The sequence below is a fragment of the Listeria farberi genome (assembly GCF_014229295.1).
GTDB lineage: Bacteria > Bacillota > Bacilli > Lactobacillales > Listeriaceae > Listeria > Listeria farberi.
Genome location: NZ_JAARZL010000001.1, coordinates 835,693 through 847,968, shown reverse-complemented (window position 1 = coordinate 847,968; position 12,276 = coordinate 835,693). Strand labels below are relative to the sequence as shown.

Annotated in this window: 13 protein-coding genes; 3 read left to right on the top strand and 10 right to left on the bottom strand. The window is 38.1% G+C overall.

The window, feature by feature from the left end; translation table 11 throughout:
• Positions 1-5 precede the first annotated feature (5 nt).
• The 7 genes from HCB38_RS04210 to pdhA form a co-directional block, all read right to left on the bottom strand.
• Positions 6-278: a UPF0223 family protein gene (locus HCB38_RS04210; protein WP_003722685.1), complete on the bottom strand. Its 273-nt coding sequence runs from the start codon at positions 276-278 to the stop codon at positions 6-8.
• On the bottom strand, positions 278-1,228 hold the full coding sequence (locus HCB38_RS04205) for a Rossmann-fold NAD(P)-binding domain-containing protein (RefSeq protein ID WP_185637631.1): 951 nt from the start codon (positions 1,226-1,228) through the stop codon (positions 278-280). Before HCB38_RS04205 ends, HCB38_RS04210 begins: the two co-directional genes overlap by 1 nt.
• A 127-nt stretch (positions 1,229-1,355) precedes the next feature.
• Complete coding sequence (locus HCB38_RS04200; protein ID WP_185318452.1) at positions 1,356-1,667, bottom strand: hypothetical protein; 312 nt, start codon at positions 1,665-1,667, stop codon at positions 1,356-1,358.
• A 186-nt stretch (positions 1,668-1,853) separates the two neighbouring features.
• The gene (lpdA, locus tag HCB38_RS04195; protein ID WP_003727021.1) at positions 1,854-3,257 is read right to left on the bottom strand and encodes a dihydrolipoyl dehydrogenase; all 1,404 of its coding nucleotides are present in this window, start codon (positions 3,255-3,257) and stop codon (positions 1,854-1,856) included.
• 4 nt (positions 3,258-3,261) lie between these two features.
• Entirely contained in the window at positions 3,262-4,896 is a 1,635-nt protein-coding gene (locus HCB38_RS04190; RefSeq protein ID WP_185318451.1) for a dihydrolipoyllysine-residue acetyltransferase, read from the bottom strand.
• A gap of 110 nt (positions 4,897-5,006) precedes the next feature.
• On the bottom strand, positions 5,007-5,984 hold the full coding sequence (locus HCB38_RS04185; RefSeq protein WP_185318450.1) for an alpha-ketoacid dehydrogenase subunit beta: 978 nt from the start codon (positions 5,982-5,984) through the stop codon (positions 5,007-5,009).
• Between the two features lie 2 nt (positions 5,985-5,986).
• Positions 5,987-7,102, bottom strand: coding sequence for a pyruvate dehydrogenase (acetyl-transferring) E1 component subunit alpha (gene pdhA / locus HCB38_RS04180; protein ID WP_003727023.1), 1,116 nt, complete (start codon positions 7,100-7,102; stop codon positions 5,987-5,989).
• A gap of 832 nt (positions 7,103-7,934) precedes the next feature.
• Here pdhA and def point away from each other — a divergent pair.
• Positions 7,935-8,486, top strand: a complete 552-nt coding sequence (def, locus tag HCB38_RS04175) for a peptide deformylase (RefSeq protein ID WP_185318449.1) — start codon at positions 7,935-7,937, stop codon at positions 8,484-8,486.
• Positions 8,487-8,534: 48 nt separating this feature from the next.
• On the opposite strand, the gene HCB38_RS04170 is transcribed toward def, so the two are convergent.
• Positions 8,535-9,089 carry a flavin reductase family protein gene (locus HCB38_RS04170; protein ID WP_185318448.1) on the bottom strand — a complete coding sequence of 185 codons (555 nt, stop codon included), beginning with the start codon at positions 9,087-9,089 and terminating at the stop codon, positions 8,535-8,537.
• A gap of 130 nt (positions 9,090-9,219) precedes the next feature.
• Here HCB38_RS04170 and HCB38_RS04165 point away from each other — a divergent pair, with 130 nt between their 5' ends.
• Together HCB38_RS04165 and HCB38_RS04160 are read left to right on the top strand one after the other, a co-directional pair.
• Entirely contained in the window at positions 9,220-10,218 is a 999-nt protein-coding gene (locus HCB38_RS04165) for a ThiF family adenylyltransferase (protein WP_185637630.1), read from the top strand.
• A gap of 11 nt (positions 10,219-10,229) precedes the next feature.
• Positions 10,230-10,718: a MogA/MoaB family molybdenum cofactor biosynthesis protein gene (locus HCB38_RS04160; RefSeq protein WP_185637629.1), complete on the top strand. Its 489-nt coding sequence runs from the start codon at positions 10,230-10,232 to the stop codon at positions 10,716-10,718.
• Between the two features lie 34 nt (positions 10,719-10,752).
• Here the strand turns inward: HCB38_RS04160 and moaA are convergent, their stop codons facing one another.
• A complete protein-coding gene (gene moaA, locus HCB38_RS04155; protein ID WP_185318445.1) occupies positions 10,753-11,754 on the bottom strand; it encodes a GTP 3',8-cyclase MoaA in 1,002 nt (333 codons plus the stop codon).
• Between the two features lie 28 nt (positions 11,755-11,782).
• Positions 11,783-12,265, bottom strand: a complete 483-nt coding sequence (moaC, locus tag HCB38_RS04150; protein WP_185637627.1) for a cyclic pyranopterin monophosphate synthase MoaC — start codon at positions 12,263-12,265, stop codon at positions 11,783-11,785.
• Positions 12,266-12,276: the final 11 nt, after the last annotated feature.

Genomic DNA, 12,276 nt, shown 5'->3' with positions numbered 1-12,276 from the left:
CTTATTTATGGTTGCATTTTTATTTTGCTTGTTGTTGCGTTTTTTACGAGTTGCATGACTTTATAGGCTGAATATCCACTTGCTTTTTCAAAGTCTATACCTATACGTTTTTCTTCACCCTTTGCAGGTACTACTTGTTTAAATGCCCGGTATTTTTCTTTGAGCTCAAGTGTATCAATGCCTTTTTCATATGCTCGTTCGATAGCTTCTAAAAATTGTACAACAATCGTCATTTCTTCGGTTGTCCAGTCTGGATTTAGTGGATAACTATATTCCATTAACTAATTCCTCCCTTATTATGCAATAGCCCTAATTTCTCGGTGGTTTTTGTTGTAATTCGCTTTAATTCTTTCTGTTCGTCATCGGATAAATTTAACGCAAGTGATTCTCTTACTCCCTCAGCGCCCACAACAGCTGGTATGCTAACGAAAACCGGACTTTCTAAGCCATATGCTTCCTTCACTTCCGCACCTACTGTAAGCACCCTTGCTTCATCTCGTAAAATGACTTCTGTTAATTCAGCGAGCACAGTTACAGTACTAAAGCTGAAAGTACAGCCATCTTTAGTTTCAACAGGAAAATCAGGAATTTTTGTAATCATGTTTGTTAAATTTTGTAAATCATCAGATGTGATTCTTTTTTGTTCTTCGGCTAAATAACTTAAAATCGGTTTGCCACCAAGGTAGGCTCGACTCCAAACGGGAATGACATCCTGACCACTTTCTCCAATAATATATCCATGCACATTTTTAGGACTGATTTTAAATAACTTAGCAATTTCCACTTGAAAATAAGAAGTTGCTAGCATGGTGCCAAGTGTGATAATTTGATTTGCCGGCAAGCCAGAAAAATGTTTAATTAATGAGGCCACAATATTGCTTTCGGCAGTCGCCACTAACACTATTCCTTGGAATCCAGTCGCCATCATCTTTTTCACTTTTTCTTTGATTAATGCTAAATTATCTTCATTTGAGAAAGACTCATTTGACATTTCTTCTTGAAAAAAGACAACTATATCAGCGTTTCTGCACTCATTAAATGTTCCTGAGTGAATAGTTGCATCTGCGTGGTAATAACTTGCGTAGTCGAAATCTTGTTCGCTTGTTTTAGCTTGTTCATTTATTAAGTAAATCTCGACTGGTAGTTTTTTTAAAAGAACTGTATGAATGTAGAGATTTTGTAGATTACTTCTGCCGATAACGACAATCTTTTTCTTCTTGGATGGCATATGTGTCTCCTCCTCATCAAGTCTCTTATTATTATTTTAGCATGCTTAGGAGGCAAAAATAAAATAACTTGACCGCATAAATAAAAAGCATCGCTATTTGCTTTGCTTTTTACAAAATAATCTTATTTCAAGTCATTTCACGTCGTTTCACTTTTAAATAATGCGTTGCAAAACAGAAGAAGATTGGTAGTACATAACTAACGATAATAAGAATAATTACTTCTAAAATCCCTTTACCGATATAGCCACCAGTCATTTTAATAAAGCCTGTGATTGGGGTTTCGAGAATTTGAATAACGGAACGCCATCCACCCGTATCATGCATATGATGAATAAACCCTACGATAAAGGCCGCAATCGTTAATAAAAAACAAATTCCTGCTACTACATACGCAAACCAAAATAGAGCTTTCTTCCAAGTTGCTGTTTGTTTCTCCATTTTTTCACCTGATTCAATTAGATTTGACTTGTTACATTCACTTGTTACATTATACTCCTTTTTTTCTAAAACGGATACTTTAAATATTTCAAAAAATGAACTAAAAGAGTTTTTGTGAAATCGCGCACTTATTTATATAGATAAAAAGCGGAAATACCCATAAAGGATACCTCCGCTTTAAGTTGATTACATGTGAATTGGACGACCTAAAGCAAGTTCCGCTGCTTCCATTGTAAGCTCTCCAAGGGATGGGTGAGCATGGATAGTAAGCGCGATGTCTTCAGCTGTAATACCTGATTCGATTGCTAAGCCGATTTCTGAAATAATATCAGAAGCGTTCATTCCGGCAACTTGTGCACCGATAACTAGGCCATCTTCTTTACGAGTAACTAGACGAACAAATCCTTCAGGTGCATCCAAAGAAAGCGCACGACCGTTACCGCCGAATGGGAATTTAGCAGCTTTTACATCAAAGCCTTTTTCTTTTGCTTCTTTTTCTGTTAAACCAACTGTTGCAAGTTCTGGGTCACTGAAAACAACAGCTGGAAGTGCTGTATAATCGTTTTCTGCTTTTTCGCCAGCAATTGCTTCAGCAGCGATTTTTGCTTCATAGCTAGCTTTGTGAGCTAGAGGAACACCAGGAACGATGTCACCAATTGCGAAAATGTTAGAAACGTTAGAGCGACCTTGTTTGTCGACTTCTACTAAACCGCGTTCTGTTACTTTAACGCCAGCTTGTTCTAAACCGATTTCGTCTGTATTAGGACGACGACCTACTGTTACTAAAACATAATCAGCTTCGATAGTTTTTGTTTCACCGTTAGCTTCATACGTTACTTTAACGCCGTTTTCAGTTTCTTCAGCAGATTTTGCAAGTGCTTTAGTAACCATTTCAACGTTTTTGCTTTTCAGATTACGTTTAACTAGGGAAACCATGTCTTTTTCGTATGTTGGTAAGATTTCTGGACCACCTTCAAGGATAGTTAGTTCTGTACCAAGGTTAGCGAATGCTCCACCTAATTCTGTTCCGATATAACCGCCGCCAATTACGACTAATTTTTTCGGAACTTCTGTTAGTGCAAGTGCACCAGTTGAGCTTAATACACGTTTTCCATATTTGAAACCTGGGATTTCGATTGGACGAGATCCTGTTGCAATGATGACATTGTTGAATGTATAAGTTTGAGCGGAGTCAGGATGGATCACACGCAGGGAATGATCATCCACGAAGAACGCTTCTCCTTCTAACATTTCTACTTTATTTTTCTTAAGGAGGCCTTTAACACCTGATGTAAGCTTGTTAACTACGCCGCCTTTCCATTCTTGTGCTTTTGTGAAATCTAAGTTCACGTTGTCCGCTGTAATACCCATGTTATCAGAGTGTCCAGCTTCTTTAAAACGGTGACCGATTGTGATAAGTGCTTTAGAAGGAATACATCCAACGTTTAAGCACACACCGCCGTAATATTCTTTTTCAATAATGGTAACTTTTTGTCCGAGTTGTGCAGCTCGGATTGCGGCTACATACCCACCTGGGCCTGCACCGATGACTATGGTGTCTCTTTCTTCTGGAAAATCGCCTACTACCATTTTGTTACACCTCCATTAGTAATAATTCTGGATCGTTTAATAAACGTTTAATATTGTTCATTGCTTTTTGAGCTGTTGCGCCGTCAATGACACGGTGGTCAAAGCTTAAGGAAAGAGCTAGTACTGGTGCTGCTACAATTTCGCCATCTTTTACGATAGGTTTTTGAGCAATACGACCTACACCTAGGATAGCAACTTCTGGGTAATTAATTACTGGAGTGAACCATTGTCCACCGGCAGAACCGATATTAGAAATAGTTGCAGAACCGTGGCGCATTTCGTCAGCTGTTAATTTACCATCACGTGCTTTTCCAGCTAGTTCGTTGATTTCATCAGAAATTTGGAAGACGGATTTTTTATCAGCATTTTTAATTACTGGCACGTATAAACCGTGATCTGTATCTGCTGCGATACCAACGTTGAAGTAATGTTTGTAAACAAGTTCTTCTGTCGCATCGTCTAAAGTTGTGTTAAGCACTGGGAAGTCACGAAGCGTTGCAACAAGAGCTTTTACCATATAAGGTAAGAAAGTAAGTTTGATACCTTTTTCGGCAGCCACTTCTTTGAAACGTTTGCGGTGAGCCATAAGTGCAGTTACTTCGATTTCGTCCATTAAAGTAACGTGTGGAGCTGTATGTTTCGAGTTTACCATTGCTTTTGCAATCGCACGACGAGTTGGTGTTAATTTTTCGCGTGTTTCTGGGTAAGCATCGGAGCTTGCAACTGGTTGTTTTGCAGTAGCTTTTTCTGCTTTTGGTGCTGTTGCTTTTTCTTCTGTTTGAGTAGTTGTTGTTGCTGTAGCTGGTTGTTCACCGTTTAGGAAAGCATCGATATCAGCTTTAACTACGCGGTTATTTTTTCCAGAGCCTGCTACTTCAGCAATATTAACGCCTTTTTCACGAGCATATTTACGTACAGAAGGCATTGCAATTACAAGACCATTAGGATCTTTTTTAGATGATGGCGTTCCGTTTCCACCTGTAGCTGGAGCGGAAGTTGCATCATTGTTTGCAAGTGCAGCGTCTTCTGCTGGAGATTCTGGTGTAGATTCATGACTTGCTTCTCCTTCAAAATCACCTTCAAATGTTACTAGTACTTGACCAACTGTTGCTACTGTACCTTCACTAACTAAAATATCTTTAACAGTTCCATCTACTGGAGAAGTAATTTCTTCGACAGATTTGTCGTTTTGTACTTCAAAAATGGACTGATCTTCTTCTACTTTATCGCCCGGTTGAATAAACCATTTAACAATTTCGCCTTCATGAATTCCTTCACCAATATCTGGTAATTTAAACTCAAAAATTCCTTTTCCGCTAGCTTGTGCGGGTGCTGGAGTTGATTCTGTGGATTCTGCTTTTGGTGCTGCGCTTTCTTCTTCGGCGTCGTCTTCGTGACCTTCTACGCCATCAAATGTTACTAATACTTGTCCAACTGTAGCAACTGTACCTTCAGCAACTTTGATTTCTTTAATTGTTCCTGAAACTGGAGAAGTGATTTCTTCCACTGATTTGTCGTTTTGCACTTCAAATAGGGACTCATCTTCTTCAATCTTATCGCCTGGTTGTACAAACCATTTAACGATTTCACCTTCATGGATACCTTCACCGATATCCGGTAATTTAAATGAATATGCCATTTTATTAAGCCTCCTGTAATTTCTAAGGTTCAGATAAACTGAACCTTAGTATAAAAATATTTCGTTTCCCTTCTAAAACTCCCCATAAGTTTTAAAATGGTCATTATGAATTAAAATGCAATAACTTCTTTTACACGTTCGATAATATCGTTATGATTTGGTAACCAAACTGTTTCTGCTTGAGAGAACGGGAATACGCTATCTGGAGCAGCAACACGCATAACTGGAGCTTCTAGAGAAAGGATTGCATGGTCGTTAATTTCTGCAACGACATTAGCAGCAATACCTGCTTGTTTTTGTGCTTCTTGAACTACTACAGCACGGTTTGTTTTCTTAACGGAAGCAATGATTGTTTCCACATCAATTGGGCTAATTGTACGTAAATCGATAACTTCTACAGATACACCATCTTTTTCAAGAGCTTCTGCTGCTTTCATTGATTCTTGTACCATTGCACCGTAAGTGATGATAGAAACATCCGTACCTTCACGACGAACAGCTGCTTTACCAATTTCTACTGTGTATTCGCCTTCTGGAACTTCTTCACGGAAAGAACGGTATAATTTCATATGTTCTAAGAAAATAACAGGATCGTTATCACGAATTGCTGAGATTAAAAGACCTTTTGCATCATATGGAGTGGATGGAATTACCACTTTTAAACCAGGTGATTGAGCCATTAATCCTTCTAAGTTATCAGCGTGCATTTCTGGAGTATGAACCCCACCACCAAAAGGTGCGCGAATGGTAATTGGAGCAGTACGAGTTCCACCTGTACGATAACGCATACGAGCCATTTGACCAGCAACGGAATCCATTACTTCAAATACGAAACCGAAGAATTGAATTTCTGGAACAGGACGGAAACCTTCAAGTGCAAGACCGATAGCAAGACCACCGATACCAGATTCTGCTAGAGGAGTATCGAATACACGATCTTCACCAAATTTATCTTGTAATCCTTCTGTTGCACGGAATACGCCGCCATTTTTACCAACGTCTTCCCCAAAAACTAATACGTTTTCGTCTTTTTCAAGTTCTACTGCAAGCGCATCTGTAATCGCTTGAATCATTGTTTTTTGCGCCATGATTATTTCGACTCCTTCGCTTCATAGATTGCCAGTTGCTCTTTGATAGGAGCAGTTGGTGTTTCGTACATATTTTTAAGAAGATCAGTTACAGTTTGTTTTGGTGTAGCGTCTGCTTCTTTAATTGCTACTTTGATTTCTTCTTTTGCTTGATCGATAACAGCATTTTCTTTTTCTTCGTTCCAAAGGCCTTTACCTTCTAAGAAAGTACGGAAGCGAACGATTGGATCTTTAAGTTCCCATTCTCCGTCAAGTTCTTTTGTACGGTAACGAGTTGGATCATCACCAGAAAGTGTATGTGGACCATAACGGTAAGTCATCGTTTCAATTAATGTTGGGCCTTCACCAGCAACTGCACGTTCACGAGCGAATTTCGTTACAGCATATACTGCAAGTGGATCCATTCCGTCTACTTGTACACCTGGGATTCCGGCTGCAACTGCTTTTTGAGCTAATGTTTCAGCAGCTGATTGTTTTTCACGAGGTGTAGAAATCGCGAATTTGTTATTTTGTACTACGAAGATTGCTGGAGCATGGTAAGCACCCGCAAAGTTCATTCCTTCATAGAAGTCACCTTGGGAAGAACCACCGTCACCTGTATAAGTGATTACAACAGCGTCTTTTTTACGTTTTTTAAGACCTAGAGCAACACCGGCAGCTTGCACGATTTGTGCACCGATGATGATTTGTGGTGATAATACATTTAAATCTTCAGGGAATTGATTACCTACAAAGTGTCCACGAGAGAACAAGAACGCTTTTGTAAGTGGAAGTCCGTGCCAGATAAGTTGTGGCACATCACGGTAACCTGGAAGAATATAGTCATGTTTTTCAAGTGCATAGTGACTTGCAAGTTGGGAAGCTTCTTGTCCAGCAGTTGGAGCATAGAAACCTAGACGTCCTTGACGGTTAAGTGAAATAGAACGTTGGTCAAGTACACGAGTCCAAACCATGCGAGTCATTAATTCTACTAACTCGTCATCAGTTAAATCCGGCATTAAATCTGGATTTACGATTTCTCCTTTTTCATTCAGAATTTGAACTAATTCAAATTGTTTATGAACAGCCTCAAATTGTTTCTTTACGTCGATAATAGCCTTCTTTGTTTTAGAAGCCATTTCGTATCCACCCTTTCGTCATTCACATTGTACAGTTTCAAATTCTTCATTAGTTAGGTATGCGTTTTATGTAACGCTCGTCCGGTCATTTACCCATCTAAATGAATTCTTTTAAAACTGCCATCCTGATTGTGTATTAATTATAATAGCGTTGTAAAAAGAAAAGTTATTCTAGAGAAAGAAGCGGATTCCGGAAGCTTTTTTCTAATTTCCTATCAACTAATTACGTAGCCTCTCCAGTTATTACCACAAAATTCTCATTGAAAACATGGGTTTTAGAAGAGATTGTGAAAAAATATTCATTCTCTCACAATTTTTCATAAAAAAATAGGAACTTTCCTTTTAGTTAAAAGTTAATTCTGTTTTACTTAAAAACATGAATTTTATTAATACACTAATCTTCTCTCTTAATTTACACTACCAAGATTATGAAGTCAATAAGTTAATCTCTAATTATTTTATCGCTTACAATGGCATTATAACTTAAATCATTCGCGTTCCAGTTCTGTATTAAAAAAAGATAAAACAGATGCAAACTGTTATATAATATTGCAACTCTCGGATTATCACACCTATTCCAGCATTTGATTTATAAAATATAGATAGTTTGTGAATTCACAAACTAATAAATTTTTTTATCATTTCATTTATACGAACAATATTTTGTTATATCTTGTAAATGTTCGTTATTTAAACTTTGCTATTTTTAACAAATATGCCTTTAGTCCTATGAAAACATGGTTTTTTCTGAGAAAGTAATCTTTCATTCCTTTTTTTTCGTTCTTTTGTTAAAATAAAGATAAGTTATTAAAGAACAGGAGAGAATCAAATCATGCTTAACATGGACGATATTGTACGAGAAGGTCATCCAGCACTTAGAGAAGTTGCAACAGAAGTGACTTTCCCGCTTTCAGATGAAGAAAAAAAATTAGGGCACGATATGCTCGAGTTTCTAATTAATAGTCAAGATGAAGAGTTAGCAGAAAAATACGGTTTACGTGGTGGTGTTGGAATTGCAGCTCCACAACTAGCTGTTACAAAACGTTTCTTAGCTATCCATGTACACGATGAAAAAGATCGTCTTTATAGTTATGTGCTTTATAATCCAAAAATTCGGAGCCATTCTGTACAACAAGCATGTCTTTCTGGTGGAGAGGGTTGCCTTTCTGTTGACCGTGAAGTGCCAGGTTATGTTGTACGTAGCGAACGGGTAACAATTGATGCCTTTGATGAAAATGGAACTCCACTTAAACTACGATTTAAAGGCTACCCAGCAATTGTTGTGCAACATGAAATTGATCACTTGAATGGTGTTATGTTTTATGATCATATTAATAAAGAAAATCCATCATACTTGCCACCCGATGTGGACGTATTTGGTTAAAATGAATAAATCCCCGCAGGAATCAATATCCTGCGGGGATTTTTATCTTTATGAATGGCCACCAACCGTTTCTATTATTGTATCCAGTTTCCTGAATTTGCGCTCATTAGCATCGCCAGAGAAAAGAACTAAATCAAGCTCTTCGTGAATAAAATGACCATCTGAATCCACCAGATTTTTTTCAAATAAACGTGTATCAATATTAGCAAAGATTGTATGGTAGTCTACATCTGAAATTGTTTGCGATATGGTGCACTCGAAAACAATCGGACATGCATCAATGTAGGCTACTCCCCCACTATCACTTTTGGTTAATTCGATTTGATGAACTTTTATTTTATCGTTACGCTTTCCTGACGAGAATCCCCCTTGTTCAATTAACCCTAATTGCTCAGTGTTCGGAAAATTTACAGCAAATTTTTGGCCAGCATATAGGTGTTTGCTAGCATTACTTTCTGCTGACACACCAATAACCATACTGTTTCCTAATGTATACGATGATGACCCCGTTGACATTTGCGGTTCTCCAGTCTCATTCAAATACGTTAATACAAAAATGGGATAAGCAGGATAAAATTTTTCTGTTTCTACGCGCTGTTTCATAGTTAGCACCTCTAGTTTTTTCTTTTATTATAAAGAGGTCATATCAGGATTTCAAGAATAAATTAAAACCCTATAAGTAAGCGCTTTATGTATTTTTCTGGTAAAATAAGATTGGAAAGAAGGTGGAAACTTGGAACGTTATGATAGACAGATGCGCGTTAAAAACATTGGAAAAGTTGGTCAAAAAAAATTACTCACAAAAACAATTTTGATTGTTGGCGTTGGTGCGATTGGCTCATATGCCGCAGAAATTTGTGCACGAATGGGTTTTGGAAAGTTAATTTTAATTGATCGTGACTATGTGGAACTAAGTAACCTACAGCGCCAATCGCTTTTCACAGAACAAGACGCGTTAGACAAACAAGCAAAAGCGTATGCGGCATCCAAAGCGTTACAATTAATTAATAGCGATATTGAAATTGAATATATAGTTGATGATGCGAACGTGACAAGTTTAACGCCTTATGCCGGAGCAATTGATTACATACTTGATTGTACCGATAATTTTATGACGCGCGACTTTTTAAATCAGTTTTGTTTCACCCATCAAATTCCGTGGATTTTCACCTCGTGTGCTGGAAATTATGCGAATCTCATGCCAATTATTCCACCTGACTCTGCTTGTTTACACTGTTTACTTGGTGATATTCCCCAAACCAACGCAGCAAGTTGCGATATTATTGGCGTTGATGGTGCGCTGATTCCAATCGTCGCCGGCATGCAAGTTTCCTTAATTACACAGATGATTATCAATCCTGATTTCAAAGCAAATACCTACTATCAACTAGATAATTGGCACTTTTCTTTCCGATCTCTTGAAGTCAAGAAACGCCCCGATTGCTCTGGTTGCACAACTGGAAAAATGGTTTCAGAAGTTCCTTTTTCCGAACAAACGGTTACTCTTTGCGGAAGAGATACAGTACAATTTCGCTTGCCTAATAAAAGCAATTACCTCGAAATTAAACAACTACTGGCAGAACAGAAAATTACTTACAAAGAAAATCCCGCTTTACTTAGTTTTAATTACGAAAAATTTCAATTTGTTATTTTCAAAAATGGACGTGTGTTACTTCATGGGACAGAAAATATAACAGAAGCAAAAAAAACATATCACTTATTTTTTAACTAAAGGAGACAGTTATGGAACAAAAGACATTTATTAAGGTGACTTGTAGTATTTTGACGATTAGTGACACAAGAAATTTGGATACGGATACTAGTGGTCAACTGATTCAATCTGCCTTAGAAAACGCTGGGCATGAGGTGATATCGCGGATTGTCGTTCCTGATGATGTTTCGCTCATTAAACAGAAAATAAACGAGCTAGCTGTTAATGGCTCTTTCTGCCTCATCACAAATGGTGGTACGGGTATCGCTAGACGCGATGTCACTTATGAAGCCTTATTTGCGACTATTCAGCAAGAAATTCCCGGATTTGGGGAGATTTTTCGAATGCTCAGTTACGAAGAAGTTGGCAGTCGTGCTATAGTATCACGTGCGTTCGCTGGCTTTTCAGAAAACAGCTTACTGCTTTTTGCGCTGCCTGGATCAAGTAATGCCTGTCAGCTCGCGATGCAAAAATTGATTGTCCCTGAATTACCCCATTTAATAGCAGAACGACAAAAATAAAACATCCGGTCACACATGTGACCGGATGTTTTATTTATCCTCCAATTTGACTCATACGACGCCAAGTTGGTTTATTAGATTGAACTTCATCTTGTAATTTCAATGCCATTTCGTGATTTTCAGGTTTGTTATCAATTGCCTTTTGCACAAGTTGCATTAGTTTGACTGGGTCTTGGATAAATGGTCGAATATTCATTTCTTCATCCCAGTATAAACACGCTTTAATATAACCATCTGCGGTAAGTCTGAGTCGGTTGCAACTATCACAAAAATGAGCGCTAACTGGGTGAATCACACCAAACGTCCCTTTCGCTCCTTTAATACGGAAATTTTCGGAGGGGCCATTTCCACGAATTGAGTCCACTGGTTCATACTCATAACCAGCTTCATTACAAGCCTCAAAAATTGTATCCAGCGGCAGATACTTTTCTTTCCAACTCGTACCAGCATGACCAATTGGCATGTATTCAATAAAGCGAATATTAATGTCTTTATCTTTTGTAAATCGAAGGAAATCGGTTATTTCGTCATCGTTTTGCCCTTTAATTAGGACGACGTTAAGCTTAATGGGAAATAACCCCACTTCTTCTGCTTTTTGAATACCATCGAGGACTTTTTGCAAACGCCCACCACGAGTAATTGCTTGAAAGCGGTCTGCATGAAGGGAATCCAAGCTGATGTTCACACGCGTCAGTCCAGCCTCCTTAAGCGCTTCTGCTTTTTTTGCCAAATACATTGCATTTGTTGTAATCGAAATATCTTCTATTTCAGGGATTGCTCCAAGTCCGCGAACAATTTCCACAATATCAGTTCTGAGTAATGGCTCTCCGCCGGTGATGCGCACTTTTTTTATACCAAATTTCACCATTAATTCCATAAAACTGACAATTTCATCTTTGGATAGTACTTTTTCATGGGGCAAAAATGTCAGGCCTTCTTCGGGCATACAATACACACACCTTAAATTACACCGATCTGTTACTGAAATACGAATATAATCGTGTACCCGCCCAAATTTATCCTTTAATAATTGCATAAAACAAAACTCCTATCCTACAAAATAGTTACGCTTCTGCTTTAAATGTCCCGCTTTTCCCGCCGGTTTTTTCAACTAAATACGTTTTTTCGATGTGCATCCCTTTATCCATTGCTTTACACATATCATAAATTGTTAATGCCGCAATAGTAACTGCTGTCAGTGCTTCCATTTCTACGCCAGTCTTTCCAACAGTTACAACTTCGGATGTGATAGTTAGCGCAGTCTCACCATCATCTTCAAAAGAAATATCAGCTTTCGTTGTCATAATAGGGTGGCACATTGGAATTAGTTCGCTTGTTCTTTTCGCTGCCATAATTCCTGCCACTTGTGCAACAGCTAAAACATCTCCTTTAGCAATTTTACCAGTATGGATACGCGCTAACGTTTCTTCATTCATATGTATCGTAGCTCTAGCGATTGCACGGCGTTTTGTTTCTGATTTGCTTGTAACATCCACCATTTTTGCGCGTTTTTCATCATTAAAATGCGTCAAAACATCTTTTTCCATCTGGTTCCCTC